15 protein-coding genes are annotated in these 22,508 nt (G+C 74.8%); 8 read left to right on the top strand and 7 right to left on the bottom strand.

Features of this window, described 5'->3' with window-relative positions; genetic code table 11:
- Window positions 1–74 precede the first annotated feature (74 nt).
- The 3 genes from IE321_RS41850 to IE321_RS07285 all read left to right on the top strand — a co-directional run bounded on the left by IE321_RS41850 (window position 75) and on the right by IE321_RS07285 (window position 3,651).
- A complete protein-coding gene (locus IE321_RS41850) occupies window positions 75–428 on the top strand; it encodes a hypothetical protein (RefSeq protein WP_226652713.1) in 354 nt (117 codons plus the stop codon).
- A gap of 201 nt (window positions 429–629) precedes the next feature.
- Window positions 630–1,841 carry a 4-hydroxybenzoate 3-monooxygenase gene (locus IE321_RS07290; RefSeq protein WP_190222195.1) on the top strand — a complete coding sequence of 404 codons (1,212 nt, stop codon included), beginning with the start codon at window positions 630–632 and terminating at the stop codon, window positions 1,839–1,841.
- Window positions 1,842–1,914: 73 nt separating this feature from the next.
- Window positions 1,915–3,651 (top strand): methyltransferase, encoded by a 1,737-nt coding sequence (locus IE321_RS07285; protein WP_190222194.1) that lies wholly within the window; start codon window positions 1,915–1,917, stop codon window positions 3,649–3,651.
- 59 nt (window positions 3,652–3,710) lie between these two features.
- On the opposite strand, the gene IE321_RS07280 is transcribed toward IE321_RS07285, so the two are convergent.
- A complete protein-coding gene (locus IE321_RS07280) occupies window positions 3,711–5,081 on the bottom strand; it encodes a carbohydrate-binding protein (protein ID WP_190222193.1) in 1,371 nt (456 codons plus the stop codon).
- A 142-nt stretch (window positions 5,082–5,223) separates the two neighbouring features.
- Here IE321_RS07280 and IE321_RS07275 point away from each other — a divergent pair, with 142 nt between their 5' ends.
- Window positions 5,224–5,694, top strand: a complete 471-nt coding sequence (locus tag IE321_RS07275; protein ID WP_190222192.1) for a hypothetical protein — start codon at window positions 5,224–5,226, stop codon at window positions 5,692–5,694.
- A gap of 28 nt (window positions 5,695–5,722) precedes the next feature.
- Here the strand turns inward: IE321_RS07275 and IE321_RS07270 are convergent, their stop codons facing one another.
- Window positions 5,723–6,652, bottom strand: a complete 930-nt coding sequence (locus IE321_RS07270; protein ID WP_190222191.1) for a LysR family transcriptional regulator — start codon at window positions 6,650–6,652, stop codon at window positions 5,723–5,725.
- 49 nt (window positions 6,653–6,701) lie between these two features.
- Complete coding sequence (locus tag IE321_RS07265; protein ID WP_190222190.1) at window positions 6,702–7,679, bottom strand: acetylxylan esterase; 978 nt, start codon at window positions 7,677–7,679, stop codon at window positions 6,702–6,704.
- Between the two features lie 188 nt (window positions 7,680–7,867).
- On the opposite strand from IE321_RS07265, the gene IE321_RS07260 reads away from it, so the two are divergent.
- The 4 genes from IE321_RS07260 (at window position 7,868) to IE321_RS07245 (ending at window position 15,104) form a co-directional block, all read left to right on the top strand.
- Window positions 7,868–9,394 (top strand): Re/Si-specific NAD(P)(+) transhydrogenase subunit alpha, encoded by a 1,527-nt coding sequence (locus IE321_RS07260; RefSeq protein ID WP_190222201.1) that lies wholly within the window; start codon window positions 7,868–7,870, stop codon window positions 9,392–9,394.
- 1 nt (window position 9,395) lies between these two features.
- A complete protein-coding gene (gene pntB / locus IE321_RS07255; RefSeq protein WP_190222189.1) occupies window positions 9,396–10,814 on the top strand; it encodes a Re/Si-specific NAD(P)(+) transhydrogenase subunit beta in 1,419 nt (472 codons plus the stop codon).
- Window positions 10,815–10,896: 82 nt separating this feature from the next.
- Window positions 10,897–12,468 carry a hypothetical protein gene (locus IE321_RS07250; RefSeq protein ID WP_190222188.1) on the top strand — a complete coding sequence of 524 codons (1,572 nt, stop codon included), beginning with the start codon at window positions 10,897–10,899 and terminating at the stop codon, window positions 12,466–12,468.
- Window positions 12,465–15,104, top strand: coding sequence for a phospholipase D-like domain-containing protein (locus IE321_RS07245; RefSeq protein WP_190222187.1), 2,640 nt, complete (start codon window positions 12,465–12,467; stop codon window positions 15,102–15,104). The genes IE321_RS07250 and IE321_RS07245 overlap by 4 nt, the downstream gene beginning before the upstream one ends.
- A gap of 36 nt (window positions 15,105–15,140) precedes the next feature.
- Here the strand turns inward: IE321_RS07245 and IE321_RS07240 are convergent, their stop codons facing one another.
- The 4 genes from IE321_RS07240 to IE321_RS07225 all read right to left on the bottom strand — a co-directional run bounded on the left by IE321_RS07240 (window position 15,141) and on the right by IE321_RS07225 (window position 22,487).
- The gene (locus tag IE321_RS07240; RefSeq protein ID WP_190222186.1) at window positions 15,141–15,797 is read right to left on the bottom strand and encodes a DUF1326 domain-containing protein; all 657 of its coding nucleotides are present in this window, start codon (window positions 15,795–15,797) and stop codon (window positions 15,141–15,143) included.
- A gap of 176 nt (window positions 15,798–15,973) precedes the next feature.
- On the bottom strand, window positions 15,974–16,810 hold the full coding sequence (locus IE321_RS07235; protein WP_190222185.1) for a DUF2182 domain-containing protein: 837 nt from the start codon (window positions 16,808–16,810) through the stop codon (window positions 15,974–15,976).
- A gap of 143 nt (window positions 16,811–16,953) precedes the next feature.
- Window positions 16,954–19,911 carry a hypothetical protein gene (locus IE321_RS07230; protein ID WP_190222184.1) on the bottom strand — a complete coding sequence of 986 codons (2,958 nt, stop codon included), beginning with the start codon at window positions 19,909–19,911 and terminating at the stop codon, window positions 16,954–16,956.
- A complete protein-coding gene (locus tag IE321_RS07225) occupies window positions 19,911–22,487 on the bottom strand; it encodes a S8 family serine peptidase (RefSeq protein WP_190222183.1) in 2,577 nt (858 codons plus the stop codon). The genes IE321_RS07230 and IE321_RS07225 overlap by 1 nt, the downstream gene beginning before the upstream one ends.
- Between the last annotated feature and the right edge of the window lie 21 nt (window positions 22,488–22,508).

The raw sequence follows: 22,508 nt of genomic DNA, 5'->3' as shown, positions 1-22,508 counted from the left end.
ACCGTGTCCCGTACGCCGGGAGCGGGGGCCGCACCGGCCGCCGCTCCCGGCGGAACCAGGAGAGAGGCCCACCGATGATCGGAACCGCCGACGGCGGATGGTGGTCGGCCGCCGCCGTGATCACCGCGCTCCACTGTTCCGCGATGGCGGCGTGGATCCCGGTCCGGCGGTTCCGGATCGTGTACCCGTTCGCCATCGTCGGCTGCGGGGCCGTCGTCGCGCCGGCCGTGGACGTCCGCCTCTACGCGCTCAGCCTCGTGGGGCTGACGGTCGGTCTCTGGCCGACCCGCAGACTCCTGACCCTGTGGAGCCACGAGATCGGCCGGGGCGTGACGCGCGAGCGCTACGACTGGCCGCGCTCACATCTCGCCTTCTGCGTGCTCTGCGTCACCGGGGGTGCGATCGCCGCCTCGGTGCTGGCCCGCTGACACGGCGGTCACCCTGCGAGGAGCGCCCTCGGGGAGGTTCCCGGGATCGGGCGCGCCGGCCGAGGCCCGGCACGCCCGGCGGCTCGGAACGGAGCATTCGAGGGAGTGGAACCCTGTCCGGAGAATCCTTTTCTCTCCCAGGGGTGCATACGGGTGATCTTGGGCCGTCCGTATGCTTTTCCGTGCTTAAGATCCACTGCTGTGACAGAGAGTGAACAAGGGCGGGCGGCGCCTGACACGGCCGACGTCGTCATCATCGGAGCGGGCCCGGCCGGCCTCGTGCTCGGCAACCTCCTCCTCCGGCGGGGCGTCGACTGCGTCGTGCTGGAACGTGCCGGCCGCGACGACGTCGCCCATCGGGCCCGCGCGGGCTTCCTCGCCCCGAACACCGTGCGGATCCTTCAACGCCACGGCCTGGCCGAGGGATTGGGGCGCCGAGGCCGGGAGCACGGTGTCTGCGAGTTCCGCACCGAGGACGGCCGCTTCCGCATCGACTACCGGCAGTTCGGCACGGGCGACCCCCATACCGTCTACCCCCAGCACGAGTTGGTCGCCGACCTGCTCGACCACTACCTCGACGGCGGCGGGCGGATCCGCTTCGACACCGAGGCGGTCGCCGTCGCCGACGCCGACGGACCCGCGCCCACGGTGACCGTACGGGACGGGGACGGCCGCCCCGGCCGGTGGCGGGCCCGCTACGTCGCCGCCTGCGACGGCCGCCACGGAGCCGGCCGGCGTTCCCTCCCTCCCGGCTCGGTGCGCCACCACCACCGCGACCACGGCGTCACCTGGCTGGGACTGCTCGCTGAGGCGCCACCGAGCCTGGACGCCGTGGGCTACGCCACCCACCCGCGCGGATTCGCCGGACACATGGCCCGCTCCGCCGACATCACCCGCTACTACCTCCAGTGCCCGCGCGAAACCCGGGCCGACGACTGGAGCGAGGACCGCGTCTGGGACGAGCTCGACCTGCGCATGCGCGCCCCCGACTACGGGCCCCTGCGGCGCGGCCGGGTGATCCGGCGCTCCGTCGTCCCCCTCGCCTCCGACGTGATCGAACCGCTGCGTCACGGCGCGCTGTTCCTCGCCGGCGACGCCGCCGCGCTGATCAGCCCCTCCGCCGCCAAGGGCGCGAACCTCGCCGTGCTGGAGGCCGAGATCCTGGCCGACGCCCTGACCGACGCCCTCGCCCAGGGCGACTCCTCGGGACTCGACCGCTACTCCGAGCGCTGCCTGGCCCACATCTGGCGCGCGCAGGAGTTCTCCCACTGGATGATCCGGCTGCTGCACCGCCTCCCGGACCCCGAGGGCACCGCGCACTTCCAGGAGCGACTGCGCTCCGCCCGGATGGCCGCGCTGCGCGACTCCGCGCCCCAGCGCCACTGGTTCGCCGAGAACTACACCGGCATCTGACGCACCCTCACTTATTCTCTCCCCACCCCACCTTCACCCTGGACAGGGAATGCACTCCGAACCACGCCTCACCATGCCCGCACGCCCGCATCCCCTCCTGCCCGGCCGGGAGGCGACGGCGACCGTGCCGGTCACCGTCACCGGCGACGCGGAACGACTGGACGCGGCGGCCCGGTTCGTCCGCGAGCAGGAGACCTCCCTCCTGCTCGCGCACGTGCTGCCCGGCCTCGACGGTCCCGAGCTGCGGGCCCTCACCGACCGGTGCCGCTTCGCCCACGCCGCCCTGCTGGTCTTCCCCTCCGACGAGGCGGCCCTCCGGGCGGAGCTGGCCGCCTGCGGGCTCGCCCCCGACGCGCGGGCGCAGCCCAGCGTCGTCGTCCGCGACCGCCTCGCCGCCCGGTACGCCCACCGCCCCGCCGATCTTGACGTAAGGATTCTCCGCCCCGGGGTCCGGGGCCCCGCCGGGGAGCACCGGGCGGTGGAGGTGTTCGCGCTGGCCGTGCCGCCGGGATCCCCGCTGGCCGCGATCGCCGCCGCCGAGCGGGCGCGGGACCGCGAGGCGCACCTCGCCTTCGACGTCGAGCGCCCCGACCCGCTGGTGCTGCGCGGGCTGCTGGCCGGCTTCGCCCGGCACGGCGCGACGGCCGACGGGGGCGGCTACAACCCGCACGAGGACGGCACGGTCTTCTACTTCACCGCCCCCTCCACCACCAAGACCCCTTACGGCCGCGTGGAGTTGTACGCGCGCGGCGACCACCGCGAGGTGCTGGCCGAGCACCTGGACGGGACCCCGGAGCCGGCCGAGACGCTGCTGCGGCTGCTGACCGGCGCCTGGACCACCCAGGCCCTCGCGGCCTGCGCCGAACTCCGGCTCCCCGAGGCCCTGGACCGCCACACCGGCACGCCCGCCCCGGAGCTGGCCCGGACCGTCGGCGCCCACCCGGAGGGCCTGGCGGTCCTGCTGCGGTACCTCGCGATGCTGGGCGTCGTCTCCGAGGGCCCGGACGGCTTCCGCCTCACCGACTCCGGCGCGCTCCTGGACGCCCGGGCCGCCCACTCCATGCGTCCCCTCGCGCTGATGTACGGCGGCCCGTTCTACCAGTCCTTCGCCCACCTCGCCCACGCCGTCCGGAGCGGGGAGCCCGGCTTCGACCACCTCTACGGCGAGAACCACTTCGACCACTTCGCCCGCGACCCCGAACTCGCCGACCTCTTCGACCGGTCCATGGTGTCGAGCGCCCCCCTCTTCGACGCGCTGCCCGGCCACCCGGTCCTCACGGCCGCGGCCACCGAACCCGGACGCGCCCGTACCGTCGTCGACGTCGCGGGCGGCACCGGCGAGCTCCTCGGCCGTGTCCTGACGGCCCACCCCACCCTGCGCGGGGTCCTCCTCGAACGCCCCCACGTCCTCGCCGCCGCGCGGCCCCGGCTGGCCGCCGCCGGCCTCGACGGGCGCTGCGAGCTCCGGGCGGGCGACTTCGCGGACGTACCCCCCGGGGCCGGCGTCTATCTGCTCTCCCGCGTCCTGCACGACTGGGACGACGACCGCTGCCGGAGCATCCTGCGGCACTGCGCCGCCGCCATGACCCCGGACGCGGACCTCCTCGTCGTCGAGCGGCTCCTGCCCACCGACGGCGCCCCCTCGCTCGCCACCGCGTGGGACCTCCACATGCTGTGCAACACCGGGGGCCGGGAGCGCACGGCGGAGCGGTACGCCGCTCTGCTGGCCGACTGCGGACTGGAACTCGTGGGCCGCGCCCCGCTCGCCCTGGGAGCCCACGCCCTGCACGCCCGCAGACGCCCGAGCTGACGCCGGAGCGCCACCCGCCCGGCGGGGGCGGGTGGCGCTCGTGCGACGGGCGGCGCGCCTCAGACGCGCTGCCAGAGGGCCGGCACGTTCGGCGGCTCCCAGCCCGCCTGGGCCTGGTGGCCCTGGAGGCAGCGGTAGGTGGACCCGCCGTACGTGACCGTGGCGCCGGCCGCGTACACCGTGCCCGCCTTCCACGTGCCGCCCGGCTCCGGCTCACCGGGGCCGGGGCCGGGGCCCGGGTCGGTGCCGGTCGTCTTCAGGGTCAGGCCGTAGTTCGACAGGATCGGGTTCAGCGGCTGGAAGTACGTCGTGCCGCCGCTGGAGCAGTTGCCGGAGCCGCCCGAGGTCACGCCCTGGGCCTGGCTGCCGGAGATGTACGAGCCGCCGGAGTCGCCCGGCTCGGCGCACACGGTCGTGCGGGTCACCCCGCTGATCGTGCCCTCCGGGTAGGTGACGCTCGTGTTGTGCTGCTGGATGGTGCCGCAGTGCCAGCCGGTGGTGGAGCCCGACCGGCAGACGGACGCGCCCACCGGCTGCAGCACGGAGCCCGTCACCTGGACGTTCGCCCCGCCCGCGCCCTTCACGTACGGCGTCGCCGTCCAGCTGGAGTTGGCCGCGACCCACGCCATGTCGTTCCCGGGGAAGATCGACGCCTGGAAGCTGCCCTGCGCGACCTGGTTGTAGCCGCTCGTGGTCTGCCCGGCGCGGCCGCAGTGCCCGGCCGTCGCGAAGCCCTGCGTGGTGCCCCGGGTCACCGGGAAGCCGACCGAGCAGCGCCCGCCGCCGCCCATGTAGTACGCGTCGCCGCCCCGGAGGTCGTACAGCGGGCGCGGCGCCTCGGCGGACCGCACGACCCGCACCAGCTCCGCCTGCACGCCGGTGGCCGCCACCAGACGCTTCCCGGCACCGGCCCGGGTCTCCTCGACGACCAGCGCGTTCGCGCGGACGTCCACGTACCGCACGGGCGCGTCGGCGGTCGCCGCCCGGTCCAGGGCCGCCTTCGCCCGCTCCAGCGCGGGCAGCCCGTGGCGGACGAGCGCCGCCTCGGCCCCGGCCGCCCGGATCGCGGCGAGGTCGGAGGCGCGGGTGGTGGCCACGGTCAGCGAGCCGGACTCGGCGCCGGCGACCCAGGCCCCGGCGAAGGAGACGCCGAGCCGGTCGCGGAGCAGGGCGACAGCGGCGCCCGCCTCGGCCTCGTTGACGAGCCGGCGTTCGGCCTGCGCCCGGGTCAGACCCAGGTCACGGCCCATCGCGGCCAGCAGCTCGGGCCGCGCCTCGGTGGCGCCGAGCGCCCGGGCGGCGCTCAGGGCGCCCGGGCCGGTCCCGGGGGAGGGCTGCGCGGCGGTCGCGGACCCGGCCTGAAGCCCGGCCAGCACCATCCCGGCGGCGGCCAGCGCGGTACACGCCGCGCGGGCGTGTCGTCGGAGCATGGGGAGTCTCCTCGGTTCTCGGTGGGGGATCTGCGGAGAACCGTAGGAAGGCCCCCGGGGGGAGCGGGAGCCTCCACCTGACCCCTTCCCCGGCGTTATGGCCCCGGGGCCCGCTGTCGGTGGCGGCGGCTACGGTGCGCCCATGAGCGTTCCCGAGGTCATCCCGATCGCGTACGAGCCCGACTACCGCACGTCGACCATCGGCCGGTGGGACGGCGGCCAGTTCCTCGCCTCGGTCACCGCCGCCTTCCCGGAGGGCCTGGACGCGGGCGACGACTGGCGGGAGCACAAGCGCTGGTACGCGGTTCTCCACCGGTTCGACGAGGCCGGCGGGCACCTGGAGTCGAGCATCGTGTCCACCGGTACGACGGCCGAGGGGGAGCGGCGGGCGGTGGAGGCCGCGCGGCGGCTCCTCGACGGCCGGCTGGAGGCCCTGCCCGGCCGGCGGTACGGGTCGATCGCCGTGGCTCCCTTCGCCGTGCGGTGCGAGGGCGCGCTGTTCGGCCTGGTCGTGGAGGCGCACGCCGAGGACGGCGGGGAGCCGGACTGGGCGGAGCTCTACCCCGACGGCCTGGGGTTCTCCGCTCCCTGGGACGGTCTCTACGACACCTGACAGGGGCCCTGCGACACCTGACGAGAGTTCAGTCGGCGCTGTCCGCCGGGTGGCCCGCGCTGCGGGCCAGGGCCTCCGCGTGGGCGGCGCGGGCGTGGGCGAGGACGGCGGGGGCGCGGGCGGCGGCCCGGCCCTCGGGGTGCCAGCCGAGGAGGTGGCGCCAGACCAGGGGGGAGCCGGTCAGCGGGCGGGTGACGAGGCCGGGGGTGGCGGGGAAGGTGGCCCGGCACAGGCCGACCGCCCGGCCCACCTGGACCAGGTGGACGCAGGAGGCGGTGTCCGTCTCGTACACCCGGGCCGGGGTGAAACCGGCCCGCACGCAGGCGGCGGCGAAGCAGTCGCCGAAGCAGCCGTCGCCGGGCACGTCCGTCCAGTCCTCGGAGGCGAGTTCGGCGAGCGCGACCCGGGGGCGGGACGCCAGGGGATGACCGGTCGCCAGCATCGCGTACACCGGATCGCGGGCGACCTCCGTCCAGGCGAGCCGTCCCGCCTCCGGCGGGGAGCTCTCCCCGCAGACGCCGACGAGCGCGAAGTCCAGCCGCCCGGCCACCACCCCGCAGGCGATCTCCCGCTCCGACCAGGAGGTGTACGTGGTGACCCGCGCGTCCGGCTCCGTCCGCGCGAGCCGGTCCACGAGGCCGCCGAGCAGCGGCCCGTGGGTGCCGCCGAGGCGGTGTCCCGCGGCCCCGTCCCGCGCGAACCGGACGGCCTCCTCCTGGAGTTCGCACACGGCGGGCAGCACCACCCGGGCCCGTTCCAGGACCAGGTCGCCCAGCGCGGTGGCCCGCACGCCGTCCCGGCCGCGCACGAACAGGGCTCCGCCCAGGGCCCGTTCGATCCGCTTGAGCTGGGCACTGAGGGCGGGCTGCGCCAGTCCGAGGGCGGTGGCCGCGCGCGTGAGGCTGCCGGCCTCGGCGATGGCCCTGACCGTCTTCAGGTGCCGCAACTCCAAGTCCATGCACCCAGCTTGACGCCCTGCGGCTGACAGGTCCAGACCAAGGGTGGGGCTATCGGGCGGCGCGGAGCCGCTCCGGCAGCCAGCCCAGCTGCGCCGCCTGCTGGAAGGCGCCGCCGCCCTCGTGGTCGTTGAAGTCGTAGACCTCGATCGCCTTGTCCTCGTGCGCGTACGCGTTGAACGCCGCGAACACCGTCGACGGCGGGCAGGTCTGGTCCTCCAGCGCGGTGGAGAACAGCGCCGGCGCCGTCGCCCGGGCCGCGAAGTGCACCCCGTCGAAGTACGCCAGCGTCTCCCGCACCCGCGCCACCCGGCCCCGGTGCGTCTTCAGGTAGTCGCCGATCTCCCGGTAGGGCTTCCGGTCCGTCACCGTCGTCGCGCGCGGGAAGTCGCACAGGAACGGAACGTCCGGCGCCACCGCCACCAGGTCCGGCACCAGCCCCGAGACGGCGATCGTGATGCCGCCGCCCTGGCTGATCCCGGTCACCGCGGTGCGCCCCGCGTCCACCAGCGGATGCGAACGGGCCGCCTCCACCGCGCGCACCGCGTCCGTGTACAGCCGCCGGTAGTAGTACGTCTCCGGGTCCTCGACGCCCCGCGTCATGAACCCCGGGAACGCCGGTCCGCTGCCCACCGGGTCCGCGGTGTCGCCCGGCGCCCAACCGCTGCCCTGGCCGCGGGTGTCCATCACGAAGTGCGCGAACCCCGCCGAGGCCCACAGCAGATGGCCGTGCGCGAGCCCGCGCCCGCCGCCGTACCCCAGGAACTCGACGACGACCGGCACCGGTTCGGTCACCCCGGCCGGGACGACGAACCACCCCTTGACCGGCTGCCCGTCGAACCCGGAGAACGTCACGTCGTACGTCTCCACCGTCGTGAGCCCCGTCGCCACGCGCTCGAACCGCGCGTCCAGCGCGTGCTCCCGCGACGCCCCGAGCGTCTTCGCCCAGAACGCGTCGAAGTCCTCCGGCTCCACCGAGGCGCTGCGGTACTCGCGCAGCCGGTCGAGGGGCATGTCGAACAGGGTCATGAACACCACCTGGTCAGGTCGTCACGTTCGAAATGTCGACCGGTCCACTCCGGCCCGAACCACCCTAGCCCGCACACTCGTCTGATTCATATACGTGAATGATCTTCGATCTCCCGCGCGCGAGCCTTCTTCACGCGGCGGCCCGCACGGGCCAAGGTGGGGACGACAGCGACGAACGGAGGGGTGTGGTGATTGTCGGAGTCCTCAAGGAGGCGCGGGACGGCGAGCGGCGCGTGGCGGCGACGCCCGCCACGGTCGAGAAGATCCGCGCGCTCGGCCACGAGGTCGTCGTCGACCCGGACGCGGGCGCCGCGGCGGGCTTCCCCGACGCCGCGTACGAGACGGCCGGCGCCCGCACCGGCGAGGCGGTGACCGCGGACGTCGTGCTCGGCGTGAACGCCCCGCCACCGGACCACCTCGACCGGCTGCGCCCGGGCGCCACGGTCATCGCGCTCTTCGCCCCCGCCTCCGATCCCGCGACGGTCGAGGACCTGGGCCGGCGCCCCCTCACCGTCCTCTCCCTGGACGCCGTGCCCCGCATCAGCCGGGCCCAGTCCATGGACGTCCTCTCCTCGATGGCGAACATCGCCGGCTACCGCGCCGTCGTCGAGGCCGCCCACGAGTTCGGCCGCTTCTTCACCGGCCAGGTCACCGCCGCCGGAAAGGTGCCGCCCGCACGCGTCCTCGTCGTCGGCGCGGGCGTCGCCGGACTCGCGGCCATCGGCACCGCCGGCTCGCTCGGCGCGATCGTCCGGGCCACCGACCCGCGCCCCGAAGTCGCCGACCAGGTCCGCTCGCTGGGCGGCGAGTACCTGGCGATCGAGTCCCCCGAGACGGAGGTCTCGGCGACCGGCTACGCCAAGGAGATGGGCGACGACTACAAGGCCCGCGAAGCCGCCCTCTACGCCCGGCAGTGCCGCGAGGCCGACATCGTCATCACCACCGCCCTCATCCCCGGCCGCCCCGCGCCCCGGCTGATCACCGCCGAGACCGTCGCCGCCATGAAGCCCGGTTCGGTGATCGTGGACATGGCCGCCGCCAACGGCGGGAACGTCGAGGGCACCGTCCCGGGGGAGCGCACCGTCACCGCCAACGGTGTCACCATCCTCGGCTACACCGACCTCGCCGGCCGCCTCCCCGCCCAGGCGTCCCAGCTCTACGGCACCAACCTCCTCAACCTCCTGAAGCTCCTGACCCCCGGCAAGGACGGCCGCCTCGTCCTCGACATGGACGACCCCGTGCAGCGCTCCGTCACCGTCGTCCACGACGGCGAACCGTCCTGGCCGCCGCCGCCCGTCCAGGTCTCCGCCGCCCCGGCCCCCACCACCGGCGCGACCCCGGTCCCCGTGTCACCGGTGAGGACCCCGATGACGGCGCGGCGGCGCTTCACCGGCGTCGCCCTCACCGCCCTCGCGCTCTTCCTCGTCGTCGGCTTCGCCCCGCCCGCGCTCCTGCCCCACGTCACCGTCTTCGTCCTCGCCATCGTCATCGGCTACTACGTCATCGGCCACGTGCACCACGCCCTGCACACCCCGCTGATGTCGGTGACCAACGCGATCTCCGGGATCATCGTCGTCGGCGCGCTGCTCCAGATCGGACACGGCTCCACCCTCGTCACCGCGCTCGCGGCCGTCGCGATCCTGCTGGCGAGCATCAACGTCTTCGGCGGCTTCGCGGTGACGCGCCGCATGCTCGGAATGTTCAACAGGAGCTGACATGTCCGCCACCCACGCCGCCCAGGCGGCCTACCTCGTCGCCGCGCTGCTCTTCATCCTCGCCCTCGCCGGACTCTCCAAGCACGAATCGGCCCGCCTCGGCAACGCCTTCGGCATGCTCGGCATGGCCGTCGCCCTCGTCGCCACCGTCGTCCTCGCCGCCGACCGGGGCATCGGCGCCGGCGCCGCCGGACTCCTCGCCGCCGCCATGCTCGCGGGCGCGCTCATCGGCCTGTGGCGCGCCCGCGGCGTCGAGATGACCGGCATGCCCGAACTCATCGCGCTGCTCCACTCCTTCGTCGGACTCGCCGCCGTCCTCGTCGGCTGGAACGGCTACCTCGACGTGGAGCACCACCCCGGCGGCGCCGAGGCCGCCGCCCTCGACGCGCTCGGCACCCTCGGCATCCACCACGCCGAGGTGTTCGTCGGCGTCTTCATCGGCGCCGTCACCTTCACCGGCTCCGTCGTCGCCTACCTCAAACTCGCCGCCCGCGTCGACTCCCGGCCGCTGACCCTCCCCGGCAAGAACGCCCTCAACCTCGGCGCCCTCGCCCTCTTCCTCGTCCTCACCGTCCGCTTCACCGTCGCCCCCGCCCTCTGGCTGCTCATCGCGGCCACCGCCCTGGCCCTCGCCCTCGGCTGGCACCTGGTCGCCTCCATCGGCGGCGGCGACATGCCCGTCGTCGTCTCGATGCTCAACAGCTACTCCGGCTGGGCCGCCGCCGCCTCCGGCTTCCTCCTCGGCAACGACCTGCTGATCGTCACCGGCGCCCTCGTCGGCTCCTCCGGCGCCTACCTCAGCTACATCATGTGCCGGGCGATGAACCGCTCCTTCCTCGCCGTCATCGCCGGCGGCTTCGGCATCGAGGCCCCGGCCGGCTCCGAGGTCGACTACGGCGAGCACCAGGAGATCACCGCCCAGGGCGCCGCCGAGGTCCTCGCCGCCGCCCGCTCCGTCGTCATCACCCCCGGATACGGCATGGCCGTCGCCCAGGCCCAGTACCCGGTCGCGGAACTCGCCTCCAAGCTCCGCGCCCAGGGCGTCGACGTCCGCTTCGGCATCCACCCCGTCGCCGGCCGCCTGCCCGGCCACATGAACGTCCTGCTGGCCGAGGCCAAGGTGCCGTACGACATCGTCCTGGAGATGGACGAGATCAACGGCGACTTCGCCGACACCGACGTCGTCCTCGTCATCGGCGCCAACGACACCGTCAACCCGGCCGGCGCCGAGGACCCCGGCAGCCCCCTCGCCGGCATGCCCGTCCTCACCGTCTGGGAGGCCGGCCAGGTCATCGTCTTCAAACGCTCCATGGCCTCCGGCTACGCGGGCGTCCAGAACCCCCTCTTCTTCCGCCCCAACACCACCATGCTCTTCGGCGATGCCAAGGACCGCGTGGAGGACATCGTCAGCGCCCTGTGACCCCGCCCCGCGCCGCCCCCCGCCGGAAGGCGGCGGTATCGTCGGCGACGGCCGAGGGGACGGCGACGGGGAGGACGGCGGCATGGGCGTACGGACGGCGGGGCCGGCGTGGGCCGAGGCAGGACTCGGCCACGGGAGCCCCAAGTTCCCGCTCGCCGTCGAAGGACCCGTGTGGAGACTGGTCGACCGGCTCGTGCCCGGCGTCTCCAGCGTCACCAAGTACGCGCGCTACTACACCCTCTACGCCGCCGTCGCCGCCGAGGCCGGACGGCGGAGCCTCGACGCCGTGGAGTGCCGCGCGCTGCTGCGCCGCGCGGAGGCACTGCTCGCGGCCGCCCAGATCAGCCGCTCGCCCGACGGCATCCCCGCCGGACTCTTCCCGCACGGCCACGACGGCGTCCGCCCGGCACTCTCGCCGGACGACGGCCTCGACCTGGACCGGGCGGCGCGGGACTACTCGCCCCGCGCCTGGGGCTTCTGGTCCCAGTACACCGCGCCGGCCCAGATCCTCGGCATCGTCGAGGCCGGCGGGGAAGGGCTCCGGCCCGGACGCCACCCCTGCCCCGCCGAGGTGCGCGAACTCTTCGCGCCCCTCCTCGCCCTCGCCGCGGCCGGGCGGCCCGCGGCCCGGCCCGCCGAACTCGCCGAGGCCGGAAGGGCCGCGCTCGGCGAGCCCTGCGAGGCCGAACGGGAATGGCTCGCCGCCCTGCTGACCGCCACGGCCGGAGGGACCCACCGGGCGGACGCCTGGGAGGCCACCGACCGGACACGGCGCGCCACCCTGCGGGTGCTCGCCCGCTCCGTCGTCCTGCACGGCGGCGACTCGCCCGCCATGGCCCTGAGGGAGACCGTGGCCTTCGGCCCGCTCCTCGCCGAGGACCCCGTCCTCTCCGCGATACCCGAGGCCGCGGCCTGGCGGGGGCTGCTGCTGCGCCACTACTCCGTATCCGCCTGGCGCCGCCTGTGGGCCGACCTCGTGGCCGAGGTCGGCGCCGACGACGGTCCGGACGGCGGACGGGACCGGTCGGCGGCCGACCTCCGCGACTGGCTCTGCGACCGCGTGCCCGACGGGACCGTCGCCCGGGCGCTCGACGAACTCGGCCCCGTCCAGGACCACTTCGGACACCCCCTCCCGGTGGAACGGCAACTCCTGGACGACCGGGGCCGCGCGGAACCCTGGCGGGACGTCCTCGTCCTCCTCACCGGCGGCCTGCGCGCCCGGCGAGCCGAGACCGGCACACACCCCACCGACCGGCGCTCCGCCGCCGTCCGGCGCGCCTTCCTCGGCGACCGCAAGGAGTTCCTCGACCCGAGGTGGACGGCGGGCCTGCTGCGCGAGTACGAGCTCCGCCCGGCGCGCGACCTGGCCTCCCGCCTCGTCGACGACATGCTGGCCCAGTCCCGCCGGGTCGCCCTGCGCAAACTGCGCGTCGACCCCAGGACCGGCGGCTACCGGCTCTTCTCCCGCCTGCACCTGCGCGACGACGACCGCTACTACCGGCTCGGCGAGGAGTCGAAGGCGGAGATCGGCCTCCGCGTCCACCCGCTCGCCTCGGTCGCCCGGCAGCTCGGCCTCCTCACCGCCGACACCGCCCGGGGCGGCGCACTGACCCTGACGGACCACGCACGCACGAGCCTGGACGTGATGCCATGACCACCGCGGTGCACACCGGATACGCCTCACCCGTCTCCCTCCTGGGGGACTGGGAGAACGACGGCAAGGGGCCCCTGCGCGAGTTCCTCGTGCTCGGCTACACCACCGACCTCCCCTTCCTGGAGGCCGTCGCCGTGCCGAGGGCCCGCGCGCTCGGGGCCCGCGTCGCGATCCTGGGCGACGCCGGGCACGCCCTGCACGAGGCCGTCGACGTCCGCCTGGCCGGACGCGGCTACCTCCACGGCGTCGCCTCCTGCCACGGCGCCTTCCACCCGAAACTGGCCCTGCTCCTCGGTGACGACGCCTGCCGCGTCGCCATCGGCTCCGGCAACCCGACCCCGTCGGGCTGGGGCGCCAACGACGAACTGTGGACCGTCGTCGCCACCGACGACGGGGCCTCCCACCCCCTGCTCGCCGACCTCGCGGACTGGCTGGACTCTCTGCCGGACGCCGTCGCCATGACCCCGTGGTGGGCGGACCACCTGCGTCACCTCGCCGAACTGCTGACCGTCCTGCACTGCGAGGCCCCGCCCACCGACACCGAGGGACCCGAGGTGGAGCTGGCGCACAACCTGTGGACGCCCCTGATCGACCGGCTCCCCGAGCGTCCGGTCGACGAACTCCGCCTGTACGCCCCCTTCGTGGACCCCTCGGGAGAACTGCTCCGCCTCCTGCGCGAGCGGATGTCCCCCGCGGACATCACCCTCGGCATCCAGCGCCGCTGGTCCCGCTACGACTCCGACGGCGTGCGCAGGGCCTTCGAAGGACACCCCGCCGCCCGGGTGCGCGAGCTCGCCGAGACCCGGACGCGCCACGGCAAGCTCGTCGAGTGGCGCGTCGGCGACACCTGGCACGCCCTCACCGGAAGCCCCAACCTGACCCGGGCGGCCCTCGCCCGCGCGGTGGGCGACGCCACCGGGACGACGGCGGAAGGACCGGCCCGCAACTGCGAACTCGCCGTCATCGCCCACGACACCGCCCCGCTGCTGCCGGACGTGGGCCCCGTACGACCCGTCCGGGAACTCACCGGATCCACCGTCACCCCCCAGGACGCGACGGAGCGGCCCCCGGCGCTCGTCCTGCTCGGCGTGCGCGAGCACGGCCTCCTTCTGGAGGCCGTGCTCGGCCGCCGCCCCGCCGGCCAGGAGGTCACCGTCGAGATCTCCACGGACGGAGGCGCGCCCGGCTCGTGGCACCCGATCGGACCGATCCCGGCCGACCGGGACACCGGCACCTTCCCGTGGACCGGCGCCCCCGGCGCCGCCGTACGGGCGAGATGCCTCCTCGCCGACGGCACGTACGTCGAATCCGCCGCCGCCTTCCTCTACGACCCCGAGGGCTGCGCACCGCGCGGCGCCGCCGGCACCGTGCCGCGCCTCTCCGGCGACCACACCGCCGACGAGCTGTTCCGCGACCCGGCGGCCGCGCGGCGCTTCGAGCAGGACGTCACCCGGCTGCGCGAACTCGTCGTCACGGACGCGGCGGCGCGTGCGGCGGGTCCGGGCGGCGCGGCGCACGCGACCGTGGCCGACTGCCTCCGGGCCCTGGGGCCCGCGCTCACCGAGCTCGCCTTCGGCCCCCTCGCGTCGGACCTCCCGCGGCTGCCGCAGGCACCGGCCGCACGCGGCTGGCGGATCTCCGAGTACCTCGCCGCCGACGCGGAGGACGAGACGCCCGAAGCGGGCCAGGACCCCGAGGCGGAGGAGGACGCCTCCGCGCTCCCCGACAGCGCCCGCGAGCAGGCCCGCGCGTGGATCGCCGGACTGGCCCGCAGACTGGCCGCCGAGGCCGGCGACGACACGGCCGCCCGCGCCCGCCCCTGGTCCGTGCCCACCACCCTCCTCGTCACCGCCCTCCACCTGCAACTCCTCGCCGCCGGTGCCTGGGACGAGAACGACTACGGCTGGCGGCCCGTCACCGCCGACCTCCTGCACGCCCTCGACGCGGCGGACGACGACGTGCCCGACGAGCAGCGGCAGCGGCTCGACGCGGTGACCGCCGTGTGCGTGTCCCTCCTCGGACTCCACGGCGACCTCGAAGGCCCGGACGCGGACCCGCTCGCGGCGGCCGCCTGGAGCCTCGCCCGTACGGCCGTGGCCCGCGCCGAGCCGGAGCACGCGGCCGACCTCTGCCTGCCGCCGGGCCGCAGGGGCGCCCCCGTGGCCACCGAGGCCGACGTGGAGGCCCTCGCCAAACGCGCCCGCGACGTACCCGACCCCGTCGCCGAGGCGCACCGCGCCCTCGAAGCCGCCCACGTGGGCGCGACCTACGAGAACGGGGTCTGGGAACTCGCCGGCGAGTTCAGCAACCCGCAGGCGGCCTGTGCGAAGGCCGTCACCCTCCTCGCCGCCCTCCGGCCGGGCCCCGTCCTGGCCCGCGCCCACGCCCGGGGCACCGGCGTCCCCTGCTTCATGGCCTGGTCGAGGCCCCTCCTCATCCGCCAGCGCGGACGGCAGTGGACCGCCTTCCGCATCACCGCCCCCGCCACCCCCCTCGCCACCTTCCAGTCCGCCGCCCCCCGCCCCACCGCGCAGGGCGACGAGGCCCGCCGCGGTCTCGGCCCCCTCCTCGACGAGGCCGGCCTCGACCCGGTGAGCGTCTTCCTCCACCTCCAGCAGTCCCCGGCGGCGCGCTGACGCGGCCGTCGCACGGCCCGCGCCCGGCGGGGTCCGTCAGTCGGGCCCGCTCCAGTCGAACGGGAAGTACTTGCTCGACCTGCCGGTGCGCTCCCAGGCGAAGCCGAAGGCGTCGGCGCGGTCGACGGTGGCCCGCCCCCAGGTGGCGACCTGCCCCGGCCCCACCTCGGCGCCCGGGGCGTTGAGGACCTGGACGCGGGCGCCGTCCGGGGTGGTCGGGCCGGTGAGCGCCTCGGCTTCCGCCGTGACCCGGCCCGGGATCTCGGCCCGCCACGTGGAGAGGTCCTCGTCGATCTCGACGTGGATCGGGGCGACGTCCATGCCCCGCATCTCGGGGTGGAACATCGCCCCGAACTCGGCCGGCCATCCGCCGGCCTCCCCGCCGAAGACGGTGCCGAGCGCGGCCCGCTGCCGGTCGTCGGCCCGGTCGTCCAGGAAGACCGCCGCGTACGGCTCGGTGTGCGTACCGGCCCACGGATTGCCCTCGAACGACCCGAGCATCACCACATTGAGGTCGTCGAGGCGCACGTCGCCGAAGTTGCCCTCGCGGATGTGCCAGACCAGGACGCCCTCGCAGTCGCCGTACGTCGGGGGCTGCGCGAACGTGCACGGGCACGGGATCGCGCACTTGCACACGTCGAACCAGTCGCCGGCCAGGTGCCAGCGCGTGCCGCCGGTGGCCTGCTCAGTCATGTCGCTGCCTCCAGCCGAGCCCCGAGGAGCTCACTCGGAGTGGCGAGACCGCGTCCCGGGCGCGCACCCGGGTGTCGGGGTGCGGCCTCCCTTCCAGCTTGCACCCGATGCTCCCGGCGGTAAACCCGCGGGCCGCCGGTCACGGCCCCGGAGCCTCACCCCGTGCGCACGCGGGATCACATGTCGTCCATCGGCGGCATCGAACCCTCCAGCCCCGGCAGCATCCAGTCCTGGAACGGCGCGAGGACCGCCAGGACGAGGAAGGCGACGCCCACGACCCGGCCGAGCAGGACGCCGCGGGACCACAGCTTCTCCACGAAGATCACCAGGGCGAGTCCCGCCATCGCCGCCACGTTCATCACGCCCAGCGGTACGAGCACGACCATCAGCCCCGCACAGCAGCCGACGCAGTACACCCCGTGGTGGACGCCCACCCGGAGGTCCCGGGCCGGTCCCCGGAACCCGGCGTAGCGCACCAGGTGCCCCATCGGGTCACGGCAGTGCCGCAGGCAGACGTTCTTCAGGGGGCCGAGCTGGTACAGCCCGGCGAGCAGGAAGGCGACCGCGCCGATCCAGCGCCCGGCCGTGGGGTGATCGTCGACCAGCCCGCCGGTGAGCGCCAGCGCCGCGTAGGCGAGCAGCCCGAAGGCGGTCCACACGAGCAGGTACCCGCACACGAACGCGACGGTCCGTCCGGTCCGGGTCCACCCCGAGGACCGACGGCCGATCCCGCGCACCCAGCTGATGGCCACCGGAGCCATGGACGGCAGCATCATGGCCGCCATCATCGTCACCCACAGCAGCAGGAACAGCGGCAGCGCCATCCCCATCGTGCCGGGCTCCACCCCCATGTCCCGCGCCTGACCGATGGTCAGCACCCAGGCGGGCACCGCGATCAGCACGACCAGGCCCCAGGCCGCCGCCAGCTCCCGCTTCGGCAGCAGCCCCCCTCCGTCCCCGGTCGGCCCGACCGGCCGGGCGGGTACGAGGGCGGGGCTCCGGCTCCGACGCATCGACGCGCCTTTCTGCGGCTCCTTCCAGCACAGCACACGTCCCGGCGCGACGCGACCGGGTACGGGTCCGCCCCGGCCGGCACCACGTGGGGCCTTCCGGGGCGGAGGGAGGGGTGGGTCACGGGGATCCGTGACCCACCCGGTCACACCTTGTCGATGGTCAGGGTGATCATCGAGCGGATCGCGGTGTAGGTGCCGACGGCCGCCGTGTTGCCGACGAGCTCGGCGCTGCGGTCCGCGCCGTAGACGTCGAGGTTCAGCAGGACGGCTTCCTCCCGGCCGTCGCCTTCGAGGTCGGCGGTGAGGAACTCGCGGGCGCCCAGGGCGTCGTAGGAGGCCACGGCCGCGGGGTAGCGGGCGCCCGAGGTGAGGAGCGACGCGTCGTAGACCGACGCGAAGGTGTCGCCGCCGGCCACGACGAGGCGTCGGCCGTCCGGGCCCGTGACGAGGGCGCTGCTGCGGATCTCGCCGAGGGTGAGGACCTGCTGGTAGGCGGCCGGGTCGCCCGAGTAGGTCCGCAGGGCGACGAGGCTGCTGCCGATCAGGCCCTCGGGGGCCGTGTACCAGTTGGCGAGGGTGGCGTAGCCGCCCGCCTGGGACTCGTGCAGCACCGCGCCGGTGCGGCTGTTGCGGATCTGGACCATGTTGGCCAGCTGGTTGGGCGGGAGCTGGGTGGAGTCCCCGCGGATCACGTAGGTGAAGACCACCGCGTGGCCGTCGGCGTAGGGGATGCCGGGGGCGGCGAAGGTGCCGGCGCGCAGCGGGATGCCGAGGACGGCGCCGGTGGTGCCGGTGGCGGGTGCCTTCTGGGTGAACGACCAGGTGACCGAGCCGTCCGTGCCGTCGAGCGCGACCCCGCCCACGGGGACGCCGGCCGTGTTCCCCGGGTTGAGCCCCCGGGTCTGGTACTGGGCGTAGACCTTGCCCTCGGAGGCCGACAGGTCGGCGAAGGCCGGGGTGCCGATCTCCGCGGGGGCGGCCCACTCCCACTTGAGGGCGCCGGTGCCCTCGTAGGCGCGGACCTTGTCGGTGGCCACGGCCACCTCGGCGGCGCCGTCGCCGTCGAGGTCGGAGGCGACGACGTTGCGGACGTACTCGCCGCCGCCGTCGATGACGGTGAGCACCTTGCCCGTGGCGGCGTCCACGACCGCCGCGGCCGTGTCGGCGGCGACGATCAGCTCGTCGCGGCCGTCGCCGGTGGTGTCGGCCTTGACGATCTGGTCGACCCGCCCGGGCAGGACGGCCGTCCACAGTCGCTTCGGTGTGCCCGCGGCCATGGACGGGCCGTCGTAGGCGAACAGACCGCGGGAGACGCCGCCGACGACGACGTCCTGCTTCCTGTCTCCGGTGAGGTCGAGGGCGACGCCCGAGGAGACCGGCCCCTGCATCGGGGTGACGCTCTCCTCCTTGCCGTTGGCCAGGTGGTAGACGTGGACGTTCTGGTGGGTGTCGACGGTCCGCAGCCGCCAGCCGCCGCCCTTCTTGTACGCCTGCGCGCCGATCTGGGAGGCGACGATCCCGCGCTTCTCCCACTTCACGGCGCCGTTCTTGCCGGCGAGGACCGCGAGGCGGGCGTAGTGGGCCCCGCCGCGGTTGGCGGCGAGGGTCGAGTCCCGGTCGTCCAGGTACGAGGCGACGATCCTGCCGTCGACGGCCTTGAGCTGCCACGGGGTGCTGACGTCCGCGCCGCTGTTCTCGGACGGCTTGACCGTGCGCGCCCAGAGCGGGGAGGCGTCGTCGCCGTCGAGGGCCCGGATGCTGCTGGAGTCGACGAACGGGCCCGCCGTGCCGACGGTCGCCTCGGCGACGGTGTACTCCGGCCTCGCGTCGCCCTGGATGTCGCCGATCTCCAGCGCCGTGGCCAGGGCGTTGACGCGGGTGGTCAGGGTGGTGCGGGTGCCGTCGGCGGGGTCGTACGAGGCGATCTGGTACGACATGCCCTCGTTGTAGTCCGACTGCTCCAGGGCGACGATCCGGTCCCGGGCGGGGTCGAGGCGCAGCTGGCGGACGTAGTTCCGGCCCGACGTCTCCCAGCGGAGGCTGCCGTCCGCGGTGTCGATGACGAGGGTGTGGCCGCTGGGCGTGCGGTCGGGGGCGTACCGCAGGGCCTGGTTCCAGGAGGCGGCGACGAGGCCGTCGCCGATCGGCTCCAGGGACCCCCAGGAGACGCCGGTGTACGTGCCCGCGTCGTACGTCCAGGTGTCGGCGGGCGTGAGCCGGCCGTCGGCGTACGAGAAGCGGATGCCGTTGAGCGTGGTCTTCGAACCGGCCGGCGAGTTGAGGTTGTAGTACGCCGAGTCGGCGACCACGAGGGTCTTGCCGACCAGCTCGACGTTGTACGCGCCGGCGTACAGCTTCGACCAGAGGGTCCTGCCGGTGGAGCCGTCGAGCACGGTGACGAAGGTGCCGTTGGGCAGGGTCGAGCCCGGCGAGGTGAACGGCCGGTAGGGCTGCACGCCGACCTTCGCGGTGAAGACGAGGTCGTCGACGCCGTCGCCGGTCAGGTCGCCGGTCGCGTAGCCGTCGTCGGAGGACGCGGAGAACGGGCTGACCGCGTTGAATCCCATGACGATCGCCGCCGGGTACGGCTCCTTGGCGCCGCGGGGGGTCGGGGTGACCTGCCAGTCGGTGTGCAGCGAGCCCGAGTCCCGCTTCCACAGCTGCCTGCCGTCGGCGCTCATGCGCTGGACGACGCCCAGCGCGTGGACGGTGAAGTAGTCGCCGGCCGCGCCGCCGACCGCGATCGTCCTGGCGGCGCCCTGGACGCCCTCGACGGCCGAACGGTTCGTCATCTTGAGGGTCCCGGAGGCGGCGGTGCCGCTCTCCGTGCCGGTGGTCGCGGCGTCGGCCGTGTCGGCGCTCTCGGCGGCCTCCCGCGCGGCCCTGGCGGTGTCGAGCGCGTCGACCCCGGCGGCCGCGGTGGTGCCGTCGCCGTCGACGTCCGGCTGGAAGCGGCCCGCCAGTGTCGCGGCCTGGGTGTCGGTGAGGGTCAGGAGCCCGGAGTCGTCGGCCTGGGCGACGGCCGGGACGGCGCCGAGGGCCAGTCCGGCGGCGACCAGGGCGGAGGCGAGGCGCAGGCCCCGTCGGTCGATGCTGCTCATCACGCGCCCTTCGGGGTGAAGCGGATTGCGGTGGCGTCGCTGAGGACGGCGGAGTCGAAGGAGTGGCCGAGGCCGTCGGTGCCGGCCTGGTTCTCGATGCCGGTGGTGGCGGAGGCGCCCCGCTGGAGCGGGTTCGAGCCGATGCCCTTGTACTGGAGGGTGACGGCGCCGGTCGCCTCGTCGAAGACGGCCTCGAAGGAGATCCGGACCGAGGGGGCGGCGACGAAGGCCGCGTTGTTCCAGACGACGGCGAAGCGGCGGGCGCCGGGGGTGCCGGTGGTGGCGGTCTGGACGCTGGACTTCTTGTCCAGGACCAGGTCGTCCCAGAAGGCGGCGACGACGCCGTGCGGCTGGGTGGTGCTGGGCAGGGCGGTGTTGGCGTAGTCGCCCAGGCGCGGTGCGAGGAAGTTGACCAGGCCGTTGGTGGTGACGGACGCGCGGGTGTAGGCGGTGCCGTAGTGGCGCACCGGGAAGGGCAGGGACACGGTGGTCGCGTCCTCGTCGCCGGTGAGGGCGACCTTGGTGCCGCCCGCGATCCAGGAGGAGGCGACCGGGGCGCAGCTGTACGTGCCGCCCGCGTCGGTGCGGTTCGGCAGGCGCACGGTGGCGGTCTCGTCCCCGTCGACGGTGAGCGGCTGGGCGGCGGGGCCGTTGCAGCGGACCGGGGCGGCGGGGGCGGCGGTGAGGGTGAAGGCGCCTTCGGCGACGTCCGGGACGGTGAAGCGGCCGGAGGCGTCGGTGGTGACGGCGGCGACGGGCGTCCCCGCGACCTTCACGGTGGCGCCGGGGAGCGGCTTGCCGGTGACGTCCAGGACGGTGCCGGTGAGGGCGTGGTGCGGGACGGCGTCGAGCGCGAAGTCCTTGGTGGTGTCGCCGCCGGCGGTGACCTCGAACCCGGTCTGGCCCGCGGCGGCGTAGCCGTAGCCGCCGAGGGTGAGGGCGTAGTCTCCGGCGGGCAGGGTCAGCCGGTACGAGCCGTCGGCCCTGGTGGTGACGGTGCGGGTGGCCGCGTCGCCGGTCGCCTTGACGGCGATGTCGCCGAGCGGGGCGCCGGTGGCCCCGTCGGTGACGCGGCCGGTGACGACGGCGGCGGTGTGCGGGGCGGCGTCGACGGCGCCGAGGATGTCGAGCTTGCCCTCTCCCCAGACGTTGTTCATCCCGGCGGTGCCGCCGCAGTGGGTGTCGTCGACGTCGCGGGCGGCGCCGTTCAGCAGCGCGCGGGTGGCGTCGATGTCACCGACCAACGAGGGGGCCTCGGACCACAGCAGGGCGACGGCGCCCGCGACGTGCGGCGTGGCCATCGACGTGCCGTTGATGGTGTTGTACGTCGAACCCGGCCACGTGGAGCGGATGTTGACGCCCGGCGCGGAGATGTTCGGCTTCGCCGAGCCGTCGACCAGGGAGGGGCCGAAGCCGGAGAAGGAGGCGATCTTCCCGGTGGAGTCGTAGGCGCCGACGCCGTACGAGGGGGCCTGGGAGCCGGGCGCGTGGGCGGTGGAGCAGGTCGTGCCGTCGCCGTCGTTGCCGGCGGCGAAGGCCTCGAAGATGCCGGCGGAGTTCCACGCCTCGACGATGTCCTGGTAGAAGGTGGTGTCACCGCCGCCCCAGGAGTTGTTGACGATGTTCGGCGCCAGGTCCGGGCGCGGGTTCTGCCCGTTGCGGTCCGTCGGCGCGAGGATCCACTGCCCGGCGGCGAGCAGCGACGCGTCGGAGCAGGACTTGGACTCGCAGCCCTTGGCGGCGATCCAGGTGGCGCCGGGCGCGACGCCGGCCCCGCCGGAGGCGACCATGGTGCCCATGGTGTGGGTGCCGTGGCCGTTGTTGTCGCAGGGGGTGCCGCCGGTGCCGCACTGGCCGGTCGGGTCGTACCAGTTGTAGTCGTGGCTGAAGGCGCCGTCGCCCAGGTTGCCGCGGTAGTTGCCGACGAGCGCCGGGTGGTCGTACTGCACGCCCGAGTCGATGTTGGCGATGACGACGCCCTCGCCGCGGTCGCCGTACTGGTCCCAGACCTGGTCGGCCCGGATGTCCGCGACGCCCCACTCCGGGGTGGCGTCACCGGCGGCCCCGGCGGCGGTCGCGGAGCCGGCGGCACCGGTGTCCCGGGAGGCGGCCTCGACGCCGTCGAGGCGGTACGTCCGCTCCTTGACGATGCTCGCCACGTCCGCCCGGCCGGCCAGCTCCTCGACGACGGCCTTGTCGTCGGTGGTCACCAGCAGGGTGTTGGCGATCCAGTACGACTCGTACCCGACCTTCTTGCGGTCCAGGAACGCGCGCAGCGGCTTCTGGCTGTCCGCCGCCTCCGTCCGGAGGGCCTCGAAGGCGGACTTCGCCCGGGCGCCGTGCCCCTTCGCGCGCTTCGCGGTGGAGAGGTCGGCCTGGTCCTTGAGGACGACGAAGAACCGTGACCGCTCGCCGGCCGAGACGGCGTCGAGCACGGCGGCGTCGACGCGGGCCTGCCGCGGGGCGGAGGCGGCGGCGGACTGGGGGAGCACGACGGCCGAACCGCCGAGCACGGCGGCGAGGGTGACCGCCGCCCACGCGCCGCCCCGGCGCCGGGGTGTGCGGGAGACATTCATCAAAGGGAACTCGCTTCTCCG

The sequence above is a fragment of the Streptomyces hydrogenans genome, from assembly GCF_014656075.1.
Classification (GTDB): Bacteria; Actinomycetota; Actinomycetes; order Streptomycetales; family Streptomycetaceae; genus Streptomyces; species Streptomyces hydrogenans.
The sequence above is the reverse complement of the archived record's forward strand: the minus strand, read 5'-3'. Positions and strand labels throughout refer to the sequence as shown.

Bases quoted from the DNA above. Each gene is read 5' to 3' on its own strand.
- IE321_RS07245 (WP_190222187.1), top strand. From the start codon at position 12,465: ATGACCACCGCGGTGCACACCGGATACGCCTCACCCGTCTCCCTCCTG.
- IE321_RS07275 (WP_190222192.1), top strand. From the start codon at position 5,224: ATGAGCGTTCCCGAGGTCATCCCGATCGCGTACGAGCCCGACTACCGC.
- IE321_RS07285 (WP_190222194.1), top strand. From the start codon at position 1,915: ATGCCCGCACGCCCGCATCCCCTCCTGCCCGGCCGGGAGGCGACGGCG.
- pntB (WP_190222189.1), top strand. From the start codon at position 9,396: ATGTCCGCCACCCACGCCGCCCAGGCGGCCTACCTCGTCGCCGCGCTG.
- IE321_RS07250 (WP_190222188.1), top strand. From the start codon at position 10,897: ATGGGCGTACGGACGGCGGGGCCGGCGTGGGCCGAGGCAGGACTCGGC.
- IE321_RS07280 (WP_190222193.1), bottom strand. From the start codon at position 5,081: ATGCTCCGACGACACGCCCGCGCGGCGTGTACCGCGCTGGCCGCCGCC.
- IE321_RS07225 (WP_190222183.1), bottom strand. From the start codon at position 22,487: ATGAATGTCTCCCGCACACCCCGGCGCCGGGGCGGCGCGTGGGCGGCG.
- IE321_RS41850 (WP_226652713.1), top strand. From the start codon at position 75: ATGATCGGAACCGCCGACGGCGGATGGTGGTCGGCCGCCGCCGTGATC.
- IE321_RS07230 (WP_190222184.1), bottom strand. From the start codon at position 19,911: ATGAGCAGCATCGACCGACGGGGCCTGCGCCTCGCCTCCGCCCTGGTC.
- IE321_RS07265 (WP_190222190.1), bottom strand. From the start codon at position 7,679: ATGACCCTGTTCGACATGCCCCTCGACCGGCTGCGCGAGTACCGCAGC.
- IE321_RS07235 (WP_190222185.1), bottom strand. From the start codon at position 16,810: ATGCGTCGGAGCCGGAGCCCCGCCCTCGTACCCGCCCGGCCGGTCGGG.
- IE321_RS07240 (WP_190222186.1), bottom strand. From the start codon at position 15,797: ATGACTGAGCAGGCCACCGGCGGCACGCGCTGGCACCTGGCCGGCGAC.
- IE321_RS07270 (WP_190222191.1), bottom strand. From the start codon at position 6,652: ATGGACTTGGAGTTGCGGCACCTGAAGACGGTCAGGGCCATCGCCGAG.